The 18,101-nt window shown below is 44.1% G+C and carries 12 protein-coding genes; 10 read left to right on the forward strand and 2 right to left on the reverse strand.

The window, feature by feature from the left end; genetic code table 11:
• The first annotated feature begins 30 nt into the window (after positions 1 to 30).
• The 3 genes from KQH97_RS05675 to KQH97_RS05685 are packed head-to-tail and all read left to right on the forward strand — an operon-like array spanning position 31 to position 3,837.
• Positions 31 to 492: a GtrA family protein gene (locus tag KQH97_RS05675; protein WP_117927943.1), complete on the forward strand. Its 462-nt coding sequence runs from the start codon at positions 31 to 33 to the stop codon at positions 490 to 492.
• 17 nt (positions 493 to 509) lie between these two features.
• A complete protein-coding gene (locus tag KQH97_RS05680) occupies positions 510 to 2,072 on the forward strand; it encodes an NAD(P)/FAD-dependent oxidoreductase (protein ID WP_216553319.1) in 1,563 nt (520 codons plus the stop codon).
• Position 2,073: 1 nt separating this feature from the next.
• Entirely contained in the window at positions 2,074 to 3,837 is a 1,764-nt protein-coding gene (locus KQH97_RS05685; RefSeq protein ID WP_216553322.1) for a glycosyltransferase family 39 protein, read from the forward strand.
• A gap of 129 nt (positions 3,838 to 3,966) precedes the next feature.
• On the opposite strand, the gene KQH97_RS05690 is transcribed toward KQH97_RS05685, so the two are convergent.
• Positions 3,967 to 6,687: a cellulase family glycosylhydrolase gene (locus KQH97_RS05690; RefSeq protein WP_253286380.1), complete on the reverse strand. Its 2,721-nt coding sequence runs from the start codon at positions 6,685 to 6,687 to the stop codon at positions 3,967 to 3,969.
• A 316-nt stretch (positions 6,688 to 7,003) separates the two neighbouring features.
• Here KQH97_RS05690 and KQH97_RS05695 point away from each other — a divergent pair, with 316 nt between their 5' ends.
• Both KQH97_RS05695 and KQH97_RS05700 read left to right on the forward strand, forming a co-directional pair.
• The gene (locus KQH97_RS05695) at positions 7,004 to 8,212 is read left to right on the forward strand and encodes a cellulase family glycosylhydrolase (RefSeq protein ID WP_216553328.1); all 1,209 of its coding nucleotides are present in this window, start codon (positions 7,004 to 7,006) and stop codon (positions 8,210 to 8,212) included.
• A gap of 220 nt (positions 8,213 to 8,432) precedes the next feature.
• Complete coding sequence (locus KQH97_RS05700) at positions 8,433 to 9,698, forward strand: cation:proton antiporter (RefSeq protein ID WP_216553331.1); 1,266 nt, start codon at positions 8,433 to 8,435, stop codon at positions 9,696 to 9,698.
• A 288-nt stretch (positions 9,699 to 9,986) separates the two neighbouring features.
• Here KQH97_RS05700 and xylA read toward each other — a convergent pair whose 3' ends face one another.
• Complete coding sequence (gene xylA / locus KQH97_RS05705) at positions 9,987 to 11,312, reverse strand: xylose isomerase (protein ID WP_022287212.1); 1,326 nt, start codon at positions 11,310 to 11,312, stop codon at positions 9,987 to 9,989.
• A 921-nt stretch (positions 11,313 to 12,233) separates the two neighbouring features.
• Between xylA and groES the strand changes: the two genes are divergently transcribed.
• The 5 genes from groES (at position 12,234) to KQH97_RS05730 (ending at position 18,013) form a co-directional block, all read left to right on the forward strand.
• A complete protein-coding gene (groES, locus tag KQH97_RS05710) occupies positions 12,234 to 12,506 on the forward strand; it encodes a co-chaperone GroES (protein ID WP_022288719.1) in 273 nt (90 codons plus the stop codon).
• Between the two features lie 43 nt (positions 12,507 to 12,549).
• Entirely contained in the window at positions 12,550 to 14,193 is a 1,644-nt protein-coding gene (groL, locus tag KQH97_RS05715; protein WP_117877148.1) for a chaperonin GroEL, read from the forward strand.
• A 381-nt stretch (positions 14,194 to 14,574) separates the two neighbouring features.
• Positions 14,575 to 15,279 (forward strand): response regulator transcription factor, encoded by a 705-nt coding sequence (locus KQH97_RS05720; protein ID WP_022288718.1) that lies wholly within the window; start codon positions 14,575 to 14,577, stop codon positions 15,277 to 15,279.
• A complete protein-coding gene (locus KQH97_RS05725; RefSeq protein ID WP_117863610.1) occupies positions 15,272 to 16,693 on the forward strand; it encodes a cell wall metabolism sensor histidine kinase WalK in 1,422 nt (473 codons plus the stop codon). Before KQH97_RS05720 ends, KQH97_RS05725 begins: the two co-directional genes overlap by 8 nt.
• Before the next feature lie 9 nt (positions 16,694 to 16,702).
• Positions 16,703 to 18,013, forward strand: coding sequence for a S1C family serine protease (locus KQH97_RS05730; RefSeq protein WP_216553334.1), 1,311 nt, complete (start codon positions 16,703 to 16,705; stop codon positions 18,011 to 18,013).
• The last annotated feature ends 88 nt before the right edge of the window (positions 18,014 to 18,101 follow it).

Genomic DNA, 18,101 nt, shown 5'->3' on the forward strand with positions numbered 1-18,101 from the left:
GTGTCAGCATATTAGGAACGGAACGTGAAAATGAAGATAAAACAGCTTTTTTCGGGTGATACCGATAATACATTCATACAGTTTTTCAGATACGTCTTTGTGGGCGGATTCGCATTTGTGGTGGATTACGGCATTATGACAGCACTTGTGGAGCTTTGCCGCTTCGACCCAGTCATTGCCGCGACTATCTCTTTCGTGGCAGGACTTTTGGTGAATTATTCCCTAAGTACGTTTTGGATATTCAAAAATTCAAAGATAAAAAACCGCCTTGCAGAGTTTGCGGCATTTGCCGCCGTGGGCGTTGTGGGACTTGGCATAAACGCCGCAATAATATGGTTCTTCAAGGATATCCTTGCTTCAAAGCTCATATTCGGCACGCTTCTCCCGCAGGATAAATACTATCTTGTGGGCAAACTTGTTTCCACAGTGATAGTTTTCATATGGAATTTTGCAGGAAGAAAATTTATTATATTTGATAAAAATAAAGACTGAACAGGAGAGGATAACACATGGAAAAGGTAATTATTATAGGCGCAGGCCCAGCCGGTCTGACTGCGGCAATAGAGCTTCTTAAAAACGGCGGCGACTATGACGTGACCATACTTGAAGGCTCGCAGGCAATGGGCGGAATATCACAGACAGTGAGATATAACGGCAACCGCATGGATATAGGCGGACACAGATTTTTCTCCAAAAATCAGCAGGTCATGGATTGGTGGGCAGACCTTATGCCTTTGCAGGGCAAGCCTGCCTATGACGATAAAAAGCTAGGCCACGAAAAGCCGCTTGCCGAAAACGGCCCCGACCCTGAAACCGATGATAATGTAATGCTCGTTCGTGACAGAGTGTCGAGAATTTATTACAATAAGCACTTCTTCGACTACCCTATCTCAATGAAGCCCGAAACCATAAAGAACATGGGCTTTGTCACCACCATGAAAGCAGGCTTTAGCTACCTGTGGGCGTGCGTGTTCAAAAAGCCTGAAACCAACCTTGAGAACTTCTATATAAACCGCTTCGGAAAGGTCCTCTACTCTATGTTCTTCGAGGGCTATACCGAAAAGCTCTGGGGCAGACACCCAAGCGAGATATCCGCAGATTGGGGCTCACAGCGAGTAAAAGGCCTCTCTATCACAGCCCTTTTGAAAGATATGTTCAAAAAGGTGTTCGGCACAAAGAATAAGGGCGAGGTGGAAACCTCCCTTATCGAGCAGTTCTGGTATCCAAAATACGGCCCTGGTCAGCTTTGGGAAACAGCCGCTGAGAAAGTAAAAGAGCTTGGTGGAAAAATACTCACAGGCTGTCAGGTAAAGAAAATAATGTGCGAGGGCAGAAAAGTCACCTCCGTTGTCTGCGATACCGCTGAGGGCAAAAAGACCTTCACAGGGGATATCTTTATCTCCTCAATGCCTGTCAAAGACCTTATCCTCGGCATGGACGGCACAAAGCCTTGCGATACTGTCATAAAGATAGCCAAGGGTCTGCCATACCGTGACTTTGTTACCGTTGGTCTGCTTGTCAATAAGCTCAACCTTAAAAATGAAACAAATAAAACAACTCTTGGCAATATCGTCCCTGACTGCTGGATATATGTTCAGGATAAGGGCGTAAAGCTTGGCAGAATACAGATATTCAACAACTGGTCGCCTTATATGGTGGAAAAGCCTGAGAATACAGTTTGGATAGGCCTTGAGTATTTCTGTGCCGAGGGGGACGATTTCTGGAATATGTCCGAGGAGGATTGCGTGAAGTTCGCCACCGCTGAGCTTGTTAAAATGGGAGTTATCTCCGAAAACGAAGTCCTCGATTCCCATAGAGAAAAGGTCAAGAAAGCATATCCTGCTTATTTTGATACATATAAGCATTTCGATACCATGATAAAGTTCCTCGATACTTTCCCGAACCTCTATTGCGTTGGCAGAAACGGTCAGCATAGATATAATAATATGGACCATTCAATGCTCACCGCCATGGAAACAGCCGAAGCCATAAAAACAGGCAAAAAGAGCAGAAAAGATATCTGGAACGTGAACACAGAAAAAGAATATCACGAAGAAAAATCTGGAAACTAATATGAACAAAAAGAAAGGTGGACTTCTTCTGTCCCTGCGGAAAGACATGAACAGAAGAGCCATAAGCGACAGACGGCTTGAGGCGATCTTCCGCACCCTCAGCCGTCACCCTTATATAGTTGCAGCGTTCATATGCCTTGCACTCACAGGCTTTGGAAGCTATAGCTATAAGTTTTTAAACGGCGTCACAGTGTGTGGCGTTTTCATGATAATAGAGTTTTTCTACCTCAGACGGTTTTTGAAACAGCTCGATGACAGCGGAAAGCATACCGCAGGCGCAGTTTTGACCTTTGCAGGCAAGACCCTTTTGACCCTTGCGGCAGTGAATTATTTCGTACATACCCAATATAAAGCGGCTTTTATCTGCTTTGCAGGACTTTGCGCCGTGCTTGTTATGTATGTCGTTTTGCTCAATAACGATAAAAAGTTCCACGACCGTGTCACCTGCCTTGCCTTGGCAGGTGCAGGCTTTGTCCTGCGCTATTCTTATGTCTTTATGTCCGATATCTATACAAGACAGAATGACGTGTGGTATTTCGGCGGCGAGGGCGGTCACGCAGGCTATATAGAGTATATCTATAATAACAACGCCCTGCCAAATTTCGACCCTACTACCCTTTGGCAGTATTATCACCCGCCTCTCCATCATATCATCTGTGCAGTATGGCTGAAATTCTGTACCTCCATAGGTATAGAGTATTACATGGCGTGCGAGGCCATACAAGCCTTGACCCTCTTCTATGTCTGTGCCGTAACAATAACAGTCTATAAGATATTAAGGCTCTTTGACCTTAAAGGCAAAGCCCTGACTATCCCGTTCGGTATGTGCTGTATGTATCCATACCTTGTCCTTATGTCAGGTGGAATAAATAACGACCCTCTCATGCTGTGCTTTACAGTGGGAGCAATATATTGCGTGCTGAAATGGTATAGAGAACAGACTGCAAAGAATATCGTCAAAGCCGCCCTCTGTATCGGTCTTGGCATGATGACAAAAATATCCGTAGGGCTTATCGCCCCTGCCGTAGCCATACTTTTCTTTATGGCGCTTGTGCAAAACCGCAAGCATATGGCAAACCGCCTGGGTCAAATGTGCCTTTTCGGTGTAATATGCTGTCCTCTTGGACTTTGGTGGAGCGTGAGAAACTACCTGCGCTTTGGCGTAAAACCAAACTATGTCCCAAGCCTTTCAAATGCCGACAGCCAGTATATAGGCGACCTCACCGCCAGACACCGCCTTACAGACTTCAGCTTCTCACAGATCAAAATAGTCTTTGAGCAGTGGGGCGGTGAAAGCTATAAAGAGTATAACCCTACCATAGCAATGCTTAAAAACTCGCTTTTCGGCGAGGGCATAAACGAAACTTTCTTCCCCGAAAACGCAATGCTCGTGCCATATGCACTTTTCTGGATAGCCTTGGTTCTTGCGGTAATAGCGTTCATCGCAATGCTCATAGTGCTTTTTGTAAAGACCGATAACGCAAGATTTACCGAAAAACTCATGCTCACAGTGGTCTATGCCACTATCTTAGGCAACTATTATAACTTCTGCATCAGATATCCTTTTATCTGCACAATGAATTTCAGATACATAATCCCATGTATGCTCATAGGACTAATAAATATCGGACTTTTCACAGACCTTTGCAACCGCTCTGAAAAAGCCCCCTGCAAAGCCATAGTCAGCACTCTGAGCTATCTTTCTTCTGCATTTATCGTCCTGTCCTACATAACATATTTCTTTGTGGCAAGCACTAACGGATAAAACCCCGACCCCATGTAGGGGCGAACAACGTTCGCCCGCCTAGCTTCCCCACAAACTGAAAAATATCGCAAAAAAATACCGACCGCTCTCATTCCGAGCCGTCGGTATTTTCATTATGCCAATATAGCCTTATTTCTTTGTAGTGACAGTTTTTGTTGCCGACCAAGCACCGTAATACTTTGTGCCACCTACAGTTGTGTAAGATCTCACACGAACATAGTATTTCTTGTTGGCAGAAAGCTTTGAAACAGTGGTCTTGTCTGTCTTGTTGTTTGTTATAGTCGCTTTCTTAGCACCAGTGAACTTTGAGTTGGTAGCATACTGAATTTCATATCCGGTAGCAGAGCCTTTCTGCGCCCAGTCGATAAAGAATGCCTTGCTCTTAGCCGTAAGCTTCTGTATCTCCTGCTTTGCAGGATTTATCTTGAACGTCTTTGTGATAACTCCGCCATACTTGCCCTTGCCTGTTATCTTTACAGTAGCTTTGCCGACCTTTTTGTTGTTGGAGTATGAAACTGTGTAGTCAGTGCCGTTTTTAAGAACAGTGTTTCCGACCTTTACAGTTACGTTCTGTGTAATAGCCTTTCCTGTGAACGCCTTTGTGGAAATGCCAGAAACAGAAGCCTTTGTGATGTCGTTGTTAGCTGTCTTTATGCTCTTTACATCAGACCATGCGCCGTAGTATACCTTGCCGTTTCTGTTTGTGTATGAACGAACACGAACATAATATGTCTTGTCCCCTGTCAGACCGCTTATTGTCAGAGTGTCAGGCTTGTTTGCTGTCAAATGCCTTGAAACTGCACCGCTCATGTTTGAGTTTACAGAATACTCAACGTCATATCCCGTTGCAGAGCCTTTCTGCGCCCAATCAATATAGAATCCCTTGTATCTGGTTTCAAGCTTCTGTATCTGCTGTTTTGCAGGAACAATGTCAAATTTAGCGCTCAGAGAGCCTGAATAGTTGCCCTTGCCGTATACATAAACGCTAGCCGTGCCAACGTTCTTGTTGTTTGAGTATGAAACTGTGTAGTCAGTGCCGCTTGTGAGCGTCCTGCCTGCTGCCTTTACTGTAACTGACGGAGTAATATTGCTTCCCGTGAATGAAACGCTTGAAGTCACTGAAACTGTTCCGCCTGCCATTGCACGCTTTGTGATAGTGAAGTTCTTTGATGTGTAACCTGTGTAGTCGCCCATGCCTGTCGCAATAACAGTTGCAACGCCAACGTTTAGATTGTTTCTATATGAGATAGTGTAATCCTTGCCTGCCTGAAGCACCTTGCCGTCAAGCGTAACTGTAGCCGCAGGCTTTTTGTATGTGCCGTCATAAACATAGCTTGTTTCTGAAAGCGTAAGAAGTCCGTTGTTAAGGCTCTTCTTTGAAACAACTATCTTAACGTCCTTTGAAACGCTGTCATAACCATTTGCAGAAGCCGTAACAGTAACATATCCTGTACCTATCTTGAGAGCGGTCACGTTTCCGTTCTTGCCAACAGTGCATATTGACGGAGTCGTGCTTTTGTATGTGAGAACAGCCCCGCTTGTTGATGAGCTTGCTCCAATGTTCTTGCTCTGTCCCGCAACTATGGTAACGCTTGAAGAACAGTTAAGATTTGCTTTGTTGCCGTAAGGCTTCATAAGAGCCTCGATAACGTCCTTTGCAGGGCTTGTAACAGTGTTGTTTTTTCTGTTTATGTAGCCGTGATATTCACTGTTGAGAACAATGCTGCTTCCGTTGTATCTTGCAAAAGCATTGTTGTCCCACAGTACGCATGGAATGTTGTTCTTCTTTGCAAGCGCAGTGTAGTCTGTCGCCCACTTTACACGCTCAGCAGTGTTGTTCTTGTCCGTTGAGCCAAACTCGCCTATAACAACAGGTATACCCTTGTCACGGAAAGTGCTTTTCAGCGTGCTGAAAAGGTTCTTAAGCTCCTCCTTTATAGAAGAAGAGTAAGTCGATGTTGCACCATTTGATGTATCTACATTCATTGCAAAGTTGTAAGGGCTGTAAGCGTGAACTGATACAGCGATGCGGTTTTTGTTGCCTGAGATATCTGTAGGAAGCTTGAAGCCTGAAACAGTTGCACCGTCTATGGAAGCGTCGTAACCGGGACACATGATAAGTCTGCTCCTGTTGTTTGAGCCTGTGTTTCTTATGGTGTCAACAGCCTTCTGATTGAGCTTGTTAATGCAGTCGATAGCGTCCTTTACCTCTGACGGAATGTTCCACTTGTTGAACCACCACTCATAGCCTGTGCCAATAAGCCGAGGCTCGTTAAGGGTTTCAAATATAAGATGATAGTCATAATCCTTGAAATATTCTGCCGCCTGTGACCATACGCTGGTAACAAATTTCTCAGAGCTTGAATATGCAGAAGACCTTGGATAATATCCTGCTCCCGAAGCGCTTGCAGAAGACTTTGTGTCATGATGAATATTCAAAATAACATACATATCGTTTTTGTAGCAGTAATCAACTACTTCCTTTACTCTTGCAAGCCATGCTGAGTCGATAGTGTAGTTGTCACCCGATACGTGCTTGCCCCAAGAAACAGGCACTCTCACTGTGTTGAAGCCTAAAGACTTTACCTTGTCTATAAGAGCCTGAGTTGTTTTAGGATTGCTCCACGATGTTTCCGTGTCAAGACCCGAACCGCCTGTTGCGTCAAGAGAGTTGCCCAAATTCCAGCCCAGACCCATATCCTCAAGTATGGCTTCCGTGTCAGCGTTTTTGAGAGTATCTCCCGACAATGCCTGCGCATTTATATCCCCAAGGTCAAGACCAACAAATATAGTCATTGCCATTAAAAGAGATAAAATAAAGCTCAGGTATCTTTTTGATACTGATTTCATTCTTTCCCGTCCTTTCATATATAAAATATTAACCTCATCAGTATCTTTTATTATACCACATCTCTGTTCAAATTAGAATACGCTTATTAAACAAATAACATACCTTCTTTTTGTGTATAAATCTCAAATGTTCATATTTTTAATCGCTATATGAAAAAGTGCCGATTTATTAGAGCTAATATAATTATACAATGTTAAAATTTTAGAGGATATTATCTGCCAAAAAAAATCAGACCTTGCTATTGAAAATGAAGCGGTATTGTGCTATAATCAAATGTGTTCAAAACTTTAGTCAAAAGAAAGGAAGGTATATTTTATGAAAGTTAAACAGTGGCTTGCATCATCACTTGCAGTGCTGATGCTTGTTTCGACCGTGGGCTGCGGAGATAATTCCTCAAGCTCAAAGGCTGAAAGCAAAGCAACCAACAGCTCTGCCGTTGTTTCGGAAACTGCAATGCCTGAAAAGGATTATGCAACAACGACCGACGGCTCAGCGAAAGTCAAGATCGACGGAACAAAATTCATGGTGGGCGACAAGGAGCTTTGGTTCAATGGAGTGAACGCTCCATGGGATAAGTGGAACGACTTTGGCGGAGGCTTTAATTTTGAGTTCTGGCAAGATCATTTCCAGAAGCTTCACAATTCAGGCGTAAATGCCGCAAGGATCTGGATAATCTGCAACGGCGACGTTGGTATGGCTATCTCAGCAGACGGTACATTTGACGGTGCAACAACAGCTCATTGGGAGGATCTTGACAATCTGTTCTATCTTGCAGAGCAGTATCAGATCTATATAATGGCAACAGTTCAGTCCTTTGATAACTTCAAGGATCAGAACCAGAATTATCAGGCTTGGAGAACGCTCATTCAGGACAGCGACAAGACAGATATGTTTGTAGATAACTATATAGTCCCTCTCGTTCAAAGATATGGCAAGAGCGACTATTTCTGGTCTGTGGACCTTTGCAACGAGCCTGACTGGATAGTTGAAAATGAAGAGTGCGGCAAGCTTGATTGGCCCTATCTGGAGCAGTATTATGCAAAGGCAGCCGCAGCTATCCATGCAAATTCAGACGTTCTCGTAACCGTGGGCATGGGTATGATAAAGTATAACTCCGACAGCCAGCAGGGCAACAAAATATCCGACAGCGAGCTTCAGAACGTTTTGAGCGGTGATAAGTATGACAAGAGCCTTGCCTATGTTGACTTCTATTCAACTCATTGGTACACCTGGATGCAGGGAATGTGGGGATATCCTTTCAGCGAATCTCCAACAGACTTTGGCCTTGACGGTACAAAGCCTTGCGTTATAGGCGAATGCCCGGCCGTTGCAAGCGACAGCGATTTCGACATCACCTCAGCTTATGAGGACGCTTACAACAATGGCTGGAACGGCGTGTTCGCATGGAAAACAAGCGGTCAGGACGATGGCTGTGGTCTGTGGCAGGATATCCAGCCTGCTATAGAAAAAATGGCAGGTATCTGCGAGGATAAGATATTCCCTAACGGCAAAAAAGCTGTATAAACAAACTTTGATAAAATAATCACAAAAAGAGCCGGCTTTTGCGGCTCTTTTTTGTTGCTCTTTTTTGTGAACAAATTGTGCTGTCTGTTGACTATAGTGCGGCATAATGCTATAATAAGATACGGAAAATCAATGACGATTTGCAGAAAGTAAAATGCTGTGAATCGTTATTTTTACGCATTAACGTCATATAATGGCGGTGTGGAAAGGAAGTAAAATCATGGAAGAGTATAGCTACATATTGTTTATTGCACTTATACTGCTTTCGACCAAGATTCTCGGTCTTGTAACAAAGAAAATGAAACTGCCGCAGGTAGTCGGTGCGTTGTTGGCGGGTGTAATACTCGGACCTGCTGTTCTTAATGTTGTAAAAGAAACTGAGTTCATCTCAGAACTGTCAGAAATCGGCGTTATCGTGCTGATGTTCACCGCAGGACTTACAACAGACGTTAAGGAGCTTAAAAAGACCGGTAAAGCGTCATTCATAATCGCTCTTCTTGGCGTTATCGTACCACTGTTCGGCGGACTTGGACTTGCCGCTGCAATGGGCGTAGGCAAGGGCGATAAGCTCGCCTGCTCACCATTCCTGCAGCACCTCTTCATAGGCGTTGTGCTTACTGCAACATCAGTTTCTATCACAGTAGAAACTCTGAAAGAGCTTGGCAAGCTCTCTACAAGAGCAGGTAATGCCATTCTCGGTGCGGCTATCATAGACGATATTCTTGGTATCATCGCATTGACCCTTATCACAAGCCTTGCAGATACAAGCGTTCACGTTGCAACAGTCCTTATTAAGATAGTAGCGTTCTTTGCAGTGGCTATCGGCTGTACAGTCGTTTACCATGTTGTGTTCACAAAGTGGAGAAAAAGAGATAAAAAAGACCTTAGACGTCACGTTATCATTTCCTTCGTTTTCTGCCTGCTCATGGCGTATGTAGCAGAGCTTTTCGGCGTAGCAGATATCACAGGCGCATTTGTTGCAGGTCTTGCAATTTCAAGCGAAAAGGACGTAAAGTATATCTCCAACAGATTTGAAACACTTTCGTATATGTTCCTTTCACCGGTATTCTTTGCAAGCATCGGCCTTACAATGAACGGTATCAACATGAGCGGCAAAATGGTGCTGTTCACAGTTTTGCTCCTTGTTGTGGCAATAGTCACAAAGATAATAGGCTGCGGACTAGGTGCAAAGGTTTGTAAGTATACAAATCAGGAAAGCTTGCAGATAGCAATGGGAATGATATCCAGAGGCGAGGTCGCACTTATAGTAGCGGCTAAAGGACAGAAGCTTGGACTTATGGGCGACGAGGTTTTCGCACCTATCATCATCATGGTGGTTGCAACAACGATAATCACACCGGTATTCCTGAAGTTTGTGTTTAAGGATAATCATGAAGAACACGTTGAGGACGAGCTTATGAAGTCTGTTGAGGGCTTTTCACAGTATGAACAAGAGCTGCAGGAACTCTCAAGAAAAGAAAAGTAATGAAAAAAAGCAAAGAGCGGAGCAAAAAACTCCGCTCTTTTTTTGTACAAAAAATCCGCTGCCACGAATGATAGCGGATATGGGTGCAGGGGCACGCCTTCATATTTTATCACAGCGTAAAAATGATATGGGCGGCGATAAAAAAACCCGCTGCCACGAATGATAGCGGATATGGGTGCAGGGGCACGCCTTCATATTTTATCACAGCGTAAAAAATGATATGGGCGGCGATAAAAAAATCCGCTACCACGAATGATAGCGGATATGGGTGCAGGGGCACGCCCCTGCCTAAAGATTGAACATGATCTGATTGAGTACGCTCTCCAGATATTCCTGTCTGCCGCTTGAAAGTGAGTCAGTAACTTCGCCCTTCTCAACTGCATACTTCTCAAGGCTCTCCATGTCAGCCTTACCTGCAATGATGTCTGCACCAATGCCTGTTGTCCAGCTTGCATATCTGTCATCAACGAACTTGTCAAGTCTGCCGTCCTCAATGATCTTTGCAGCTGCCTTAAGACCAAGTGCAAATGTGTCCATACCTGCAATGTAGCTCAGGAAAATGTCTTCCATTGTGTATGAGCCTCTTCTTGCCTTAGCGTCAAAGTTCAGACCGCCGTTTGTGAAGCCGCCTGCCTTGAGAACTTCGTACATACAAAGTGTAGCGTCATAAGCGTTTGTAGGGAACTGGTCTGTATCCCAACCGAGCAGTGGGTCGCCCTGGTTAGCGTCGATAGAACCGAATACACCGTTATCTCTTGCAACTCTCAGCTCGTGCTGGAAAGTGTGCTGGGCAAGTGTAGCGTGGTTAGCCTCGATGTTCATTTTGAAGTCCTTGTCAAGACCATATTTTCTCAGGAAACCGAGAACTGTAGCTGTATCGAAATCATACTGATGCTTTGTAGGCTCCTTTGGCTTTGGCTCGATGTAGAAATCACCAGTGTAGCCCTTTGAACGAGCATAGTCAACAGTCAGCTTCATAAGTCTTGCCATGTTGTCAAGCTCCAGACCCATGTTTGTGTTCAGAAGAGTTTCATAGCCTTCTCTTCCGCCCCAGAAAACGTAGCCCTTACCGCCAAGCTTGATAGTAGCGTCAACAGCGTTCTTGATCTGAGCAGCCGCATAAGCGAAAACATCAGCAGAAGGTGATGTGCCTGCACCATGCATATATCTTGGGTGATCGAAGCACTTGGCAGTACCCCAAAGAAGCTTCTTAGTAGGGTCAGCAGCCATTTTTTCAGCTATGTAGTCAACTACCTCAGCAAGCTTTGCGTTAGTGGTGCCGAGATCGCCGTACTCAGGAGAAAGGTCACGGTCATGGAAGCAGAAATAGTCGATAGAAAGCTTGTCCATTATCTCAAAAGCAACATCGACCTTCTTCTTAGCTCTTGCCTCAGGAGCAGCCTCGCCCCAAGTCTTGTCAGTAGTGCCGCAGCCGAACATATCAGTGCCGTCGCCGCCCATTGTGTGCCACCATGAAAGAGCGAACTTGAGCTGTTCTCTCATAGTCTTGCCCATTACAACCTCATCTGGGTTATAATACTTAAAAGAGAGGGGATTAGTTGAGTTTACGCCCTCATACTTGATCTTTGGAATATCCTTAAAATACTCTGCCATAATTTTGACCTCCGAATATATTATTGTTTGATCTTAACGATTAAACGATTACAATATAATAATACACCAAACCGCACCCGTTTGTCAACTGTTTTTTATTAAAATCGCATATATTGATATAAATTAAAATTGTGGGATAACTGCATAGACACACTATTTTTTCTCGTACTTTCATCAATATTTCTGTAATAATTTTGTGTAATAACTGCACAAATTTTGACAAATAAACTTGTGCAAACAAATGATTTTATATTTAATTTGGCAACATTTCTGCAATTGTTGCATTTTTTATGCAACAAAGCACCCCTTTTTCGGGATAAGTATAAGGGTATTATCCCAAATCGAATATCCTGCAAGGTAGCAGTGTATGAGGAAACATTTTGTCAACGTGAGTTAGGTGAACACGATGAGAGGTTCTGATCGCACAGAAAAGCACTTCCTGCACCTTGTTTGAAGCTTGAAAATTGAATATAAAAACGGGTAAACACACGGCAACAAATCTGTAGGGGCGAACACCGTTCGCCCGTCGAAGGAACAAGCCCACAATTACAACACGGTTTGGCAACCGAAAAACTTGCCCACCATACCCTACAATTATGGATACTGTTGATACGCATACCTCCATTGAATACATTTATCTCCACCCGAAAATCTGATTTCAGCCCTGCAATACTCCACAATTTATTGTACAATATGCTTTCAAAATCATTTTGTGACTTAATAGATATTGTGCAACCCTACAAAAATCACATAAATGACCTTAAATGACTTGAATTTTGCGAAAAAGGTGCTAAAATATAATTAGCACTCAGAAAGACTGAGTGCTAATAATCCGATCGTGAGAGTGCTGAAAACATAGGTGCGACCACGAAGGATCCTAATTTAGCATATTAAAAGGTATTATAAAAGGAGGAACTTATCATGGCGATCAAACCATTGCAGGACAGAGTTGTAGTTAAGATGACAGAGGCTGAGGAAACCACAAAGAGTGGTATCATTCTCACAGGCTCAGCGAAGGAAAAGCCTGAGGTCGCAGAGGTAATAGCTGTAGGCCCTGGTAAAAAGGATGTTACTATGGGTGTTAATAAGGGCGACAAGGTGCTTATCTCTAAGTACAGCGGTACTAATGTTAAGCTGGACGGTGAAGAGTTCATTATCGTTAAAATGGACGACATTCTCGCAGTTGTTGACTAATTTCACTGCATTTTAAATAGTATATAAACGGAGGTAATTTACAATGGCTAAGGATATAATTTTTGGCGAAGACGCAAGAAAAGCTTTGCAGAGCGGTATCGACAAGCTCGCAAACACTGTTAAGATAACACTGGGACCTAAGGGCAGAAATGTAGTTCTTGATAAGAAGTACGGTGCTCCTCTTATCACAAACGACGGTGTTACTATCGCTAAGGAAATTGAGCTTGACGACCCATTCGAGAATATGGGTGCTCAGCTTGTAAAGGAAGTCGCTACTAAGACTAACGACGCTGCCGGTGACGGTACAACAACAGCTACATTGCTTGCTCAGGCTCTTGTTAGAGAGGGTATGAAGAATATCGCAGCAGGCGCTAATCCAATGGTACTTAAAAAAGGTATGGATCAGGCTGTAGATACTGCTGTTGAAACTATCGTCGCTAACTCAAAGAAGATAGAAGGCTCTGATGAGATAGCTAGAGTAGGTGCTGTTTCTGCCGCTGATGAGAATATCGGTAAGCTTATTGCTGAGGCTATGGAAAAGGTAACTGCTGACGGCGTTATCACTCTTGAGGAGTCAAAGACTGCTGAAACTTACAGCGAAGTCGTTGAAGGTATGCAGTTCGACAGAGGATATATCGCACCTTACATGGTAACAGATACAGATAAAATGGAGGCTGTCCTTGATGACGCTTACATTCTTATCACAGACAAGAAGATCTCTAACATTCAGGAAATTCTTCCACTTCTCGAGCAGATCGTAAAGGCTGGCAAGAAGCTTCTTATCATTGCCGAGGACGTTGAGGGCGAGGCTCTTTCAACTCTTATCGTAAACAAGCTGAGAGGCACATTCACTTGCGTAGCTGTAAAGGCTCCTGGCTTTGGCGACAGAAGAAAGGAAATGCTTCAGGATATCGCTATCCTCACAGGCGGTCAGGTAATTTCATCTGAACTTGGTCTTGAACTCAGCGAAACAACTATGGAGCAGCTGGGCAGAGCAAGACAGGTAGTCGTTCAGAAAGAGAACACTATCATTGTTGACGGCGCAGGCAACAGCGACGATATCAAGGCAAGAGTTGGTCAGATCAAGTCACAGATCGAGAACACAACTTCTGATTTCGACAGAGAAAAGCTTCAGGAAAGACTTGCTAAGCTTTCAGGCGGCGTAGCTGTTATCAAGGTCGGTGCTGCAACTGAGGTAGAAATGAAAGAGAAGAAGCTGAGGATAGAGGACGCTCTGGCAGCTACAAAGGCGGCTGTTGAAGAGGGTATCGTAGCAGGCGGCGGAACAGCTCTTATCAACGCTATGCCAGCAGTTAAGAAGCTCGTTGACAAGCTCAGCGGTGACGAAAAGACAGGCGCTCAGATCGTTTACAAGGCTCTTGAAGAACCAGTTAGACAGATCGCAGTGAACGCAGGTCTTGAGGGCAGCGTTATCATAGACAAGATAATCCGTTCAAGAAAGGTCGGCTACGGCTTCAACGCTTATACTTCTGAGTATGTTGACATGATACCTGCAGGTATCGTTGACCCTACTAAGGTTACACGTTCAGCTCTCCAGAACGCAGCTTCTGTTGCTTCAATGGTGCTCACAACTGAGAGCCTTGTTGCAGACAAGAAGGACCCACAGGCTGACGCTGCTATGGCAGCCGCAGCAGCAGGTGCAGGCGGAATGGGCGGTATGTACTAATAAGCTCCCATGACTAATATCTGATATAATTTACAGCCTCCGTAGTTATCCTGCGGAGGCTGTTTGTATGGAATGGGTAATATTTTATGATATAGTTTACAAAAATCAAATAATATCCTCGATGCTTTTGTAAATAAAATCCAAAAGTATTGATTAATTAAATTAAATATATACATATTGTTGCAGACGTCCGCTTAAAATTAAAGCAAATTATGATATTTAATAAAAAGTTAAATAAATATTCACACAATGGGTTTGTGAATTTGTTATAATACTTATATCAATTTGAATAATTATTGTCTTTTGTTCAAATTTTCAGAAGTGTGAAAATTTGAAATAATGGGCATGAAAAGAAGTAAATAAACGAAAGGAAGATGAAATATGTCGCTTGGACGAGTATTGGTAGTAGACGATGATAAGAACATCTGCGAGCTGCTCAGGCTTTACCTTGAAAAGGAGGGCTATGGAGTAATACTTGCACATGACGGTGAGGAAGCAGTGGTAAAATTCAACGCTCTTAAGCCTGACATCATACTGCTTGACATTATGCTGCCCGGTATAGACGGCTGGCAGGTATGCCGTGAGATAAGAAAGAAGTCCAACGTGCCTATCATCATGATAACCGCAAAGGTAGAAACATTTGATAAGGTGCTTGGTCTGGAGCTTGGAGCTGACGACTATATCGTAAAGCCTTTCGATACAAAGGAAGTTATCGCAAGAATAAAGGCTGTTTACAGAAGAGTAGGTCAGTCATCAGGCGAAGCTGAGATAAAGGAAGTCAAGTATGACAAGCTTTCAGTTAATATGACAAGATATGAGCTGAGAGTAAACGGTCAGGTGCTTGACACACCGCCGAAGGAGCTTGAGCTTCTGTTCCACCTTGCTTCAAATCCGAACAGAGTTTATACAAGAGATCAGCTCCTTGATGAGGTATGGGGCTTTGAATATTACGGCGATTCGAGAACTATCGACGTTCACGTTAAGCGTCTGCGTGAGAAGCTTGAGGGCGTTTCTGACAAGTGGGCACTTAAAACTGTATGGGGCGTAGGATACAAGTTTGAAGTCGCTGAAACACCGCATGAGTAATCGTAAAAGCATATTCTTTAAATACTTTGTAATTTGTTCAGCAGTAATACTTATAAGCTTTGTGTGCTTAGGAACGGTATTACTGCTGGTTTCTTCAAGGTATTTTATTGACGAAAAAAAGAGCCTGTTGGAGAAAAACACCAAGGCTCTTGCTTTATATACGCAGGAAGAAATGCTGGCTCAGCCTGCCGACTGGAAAAAGTCGGTGACAGATGAGATGACGCAGTATTCAATGGCGTGCAACGCTGATTTTATCTTGTGCGACTCTACGGGAGCAGTGCTTGTGAACTCCAGTAAGGATCCTGTGTGCAGCCCTCATAATATATCTGTCCATGAGCTTGAAGCTTTTTCTGACAATTGCGAGTATGTTTATTCGGATCTCGGAGGAGCTTTCGATGCTATATATCATGTGATAGGTAAGTCGTTCAAAGCGAATGGACCTGAATATTATGTGCTTGCATTCAGTTCAAAGGCGGCTCAGGACGACTATACCTACAACATAATGGAAATATTTATAGTTTCCGCTATAATAGTTCTGGTCATAGTAATGTTTCTGGTATATTTCATGACGCTGAAGCTTACAGAGCCTATAAAAGAGATAGCGGAGGTGTCAAAGAAGATAGGAGCAGGAGATTTTTCTGTTACGCTGCCTGATTATTCTACCTCGGAGCTTGAACAGCTCAGCAACGCTTTCAACGATATGGCTGCCAGCCTGAAAAGCTATGACACCATGCGAAACAGCTTCCTTGCGAACGTTTCTCATGAGCTTAGAACGCCTATGACGTCTATAGGCGGTTTTGTGGACGGTCTGCTTGACGGCACCATACCAAAGGAGCAGGAGAGATATTATCTTAAGATAATTTCCTCTGAGGTACACAGACTTGCAAGGCTCGTAAGAAGTATGCTCAATCTTGCAAAGATCGAAGCAGGCGAGCTTAAACCTAATTTGCAGTATTTCTCTGTACTTGAGCCGATAGTCGATACCCTTGTGACTTTTGAGCCAAGGCTTGAGGAAAAGCAGATAGAGATAAGGGGTCTTGACGTTGACAGAGTGACCCTTTATGCTGATAACGACCTTGTTCATCAGGTCATGTATAACCTCATAGAGAACGCCATAAAGTTCGTTGACAAGGGCGGTTATATAGAGTTTCACTTTGAGCCTGAGGGCAACATGACAAGCATTTCTATCAGAAACAGCGGTGAGGGTCTGTCTGAGGACGAGCTTCCGTTGGTGTTTGACAGATTTTATAAGACCGATAAGTCAAGAGGACTTGACAAGACAGGCGTTGGATTGGGACTTAATATCGTGCGTTCTATCATAAAGCTCCACGGGGGCAAGATAATGGTACGAAGCGTTAAGAACGAGTATACGGAATTTGTGTTCACGCTGCCTAACAAGGCGGAGGGCGACTAGGAGGCTCATATGGAGCAGTTTGAAGAGCAGCCTCGTCTGCATGATGAAAATGAAGATACAGCCCAAGAAACTGGGCATTACAAGCTGCCTGAGGGAGCGGTAGCCGCTCACAAGGTGGACGAAGATTTTTGGTCGGCTGTTGATTCGGCAAAAAAAAGAAGCCGCCACAGAGAGCGTATGCGCCACGCAGTTGCAAGGCTGTGCTTTATGGTGCTTTTTGTAGGCATCGGAATAGCCATATCAATAACCTCCATAAGGGGAAGCGGCTGGGTGAGAAATCTTGTTACAGGGGACGAGAAGATAAGCTTTACGCTTCCTGTGGCTGACAAGCCGAAGCTTGACGATGAATTTTATCAGGCTGACGGAAGATACACTGCCGAGGGTATCGCAAAGGGGTTTTCTCCCGCTGTGGTATCTATAGAGGTTTACAAAAATTCGGGTGGATATGTTGCGGCAGGTCAGGGCAGCGGTGTTATAATGTCGGCTGACGGATATATCGTCACAAACGCTCATGTTGTAAATGCGGCGGAGTCGGGCATAAAAGTTGTTCTAAGCGACAATTCAGAGTATGAAGCCAAGGTGGTGGGGCAGGACCCTGCCACGGATATAGCGGTGATAAAGATACAGGCACAAGGCTTGCAGGCGGCTGAGTTCGGTGATTCAACTCAGGTGAATGCAGGGGAAGAGGTGGTCGCTATCGGCTCACCGGCTGGCTATTACGGCACTGTGACAAAGGGTATCGTGTCAGGTGTGAACCGCAGGATAAGGCTTGAAAACTCGTCAATAATAATGAACTGCATACAGATAGACGCAGCCATAAACCCCGGTAACTCAGGCGGAGCGCTGTTCAATATGTGGGGGCAGGTCATAGGGATAACCTCATCGAAGCTTGCTTCAAGCGATTATGAGGGCATAGGCTTTGCGGTATCTATAGACGAGGCGAAGCCTGTTATCGAAGAGCTTATGGAAAAGGGCTATGTGGCAGGCAGAGCAAAGATAGGTGTGACTTATTATGCTGTCAGCGACACCACTGCTGAGATATACGGCATAAAGCCGGGTATTTGTATTGTGTCCATAAACTCTGATTGTGACGTTGCCAACACAGATCTTGCGGAGGGCGATATCATCACGGAAATAGACGGAAAGTCCACCGCAGGAGAGGTGGATATAGCGTCGCTGTTTTCAGGAAAGCAGGCAGGAGATGAAGTCGCCTGCAAGGTATATCGCAAGACGGACAGCGGTGATGAGAAAGAGTTTGAGATAAAATTCAAGCTTATGGCGGATAACGGCGGTCTGGTGGCAGACAGTCAGGCGAAATAGATAACAAAAATGGATAAAAAAGAAAAAAGCTGTGGTAAGAAAGGGTACCACAGCTTTTTTCTTAGGGGATTAATAAAATATGTGATGA

It is taken from the genome of Ruminococcus sp. MSJ-25, from assembly GCF_018917825.1.
Lineage (GTDB): Bacteria > Bacillota > Clostridia > Oscillospirales > Ruminococcaceae > Hominimerdicola > Hominimerdicola aceti.

Bases quoted from the DNA above. Each gene is read 5' to 3' on its own strand.
- xylA (WP_022287212.1), bottom strand. From the start codon at position 11,312: ATGGCAGAGTATTTTAAGGATATTCCAAAGATCAAGTATGAGGGCGTA.
- KQH97_RS05695 (WP_216553328.1), top strand. From the start codon at position 7,004: ATGAAAGTTAAACAGTGGCTTGCATCATCACTTGCAGTGCTGATGCTT.
- KQH97_RS05720 (WP_022288718.1), top strand. From the start codon at position 14,575: ATGTCGCTTGGACGAGTATTGGTAGTAGACGATGATAAGAACATCTGC.
- groL (WP_117877148.1), top strand. From the start codon at position 12,550: ATGGCTAAGGATATAATTTTTGGCGAAGACGCAAGAAAAGCTTTGCAG.
- KQH97_RS05685 (WP_216553322.1), top strand. From the start codon at position 2,074: ATGAACAAAAAGAAAGGTGGACTTCTTCTGTCCCTGCGGAAAGACATG.
- KQH97_RS05700 (WP_216553331.1), top strand. From the start codon at position 8,433: ATGGAAGAGTATAGCTACATATTGTTTATTGCACTTATACTGCTTTCG.
- KQH97_RS05680 (WP_216553319.1), top strand. From the start codon at position 510: ATGGAAAAGGTAATTATTATAGGCGCAGGCCCAGCCGGTCTGACTGCG.
- KQH97_RS05725 (WP_117863610.1), top strand. From the start codon at position 15,272: ATGAGTAATCGTAAAAGCATATTCTTTAAATACTTTGTAATTTGTTCA.
- groES (WP_022288719.1), top strand. From the start codon at position 12,234: ATGGCGATCAAACCATTGCAGGACAGAGTTGTAGTTAAGATGACAGAG.
- KQH97_RS05730 (WP_216553334.1), top strand. From the start codon at position 16,703: ATGGAGCAGTTTGAAGAGCAGCCTCGTCTGCATGATGAAAATGAAGAT.
- KQH97_RS05675 (WP_117927943.1), top strand. From the start codon at position 31: ATGAAGATAAAACAGCTTTTTTCGGGTGATACCGATAATACATTCATA.
- KQH97_RS05690 (WP_253286380.1), bottom strand. From the start codon at position 6,687: ATGAAATCAGTATCAAAAAGATACCTGAGCTTTATTTTATCTCTTTTA.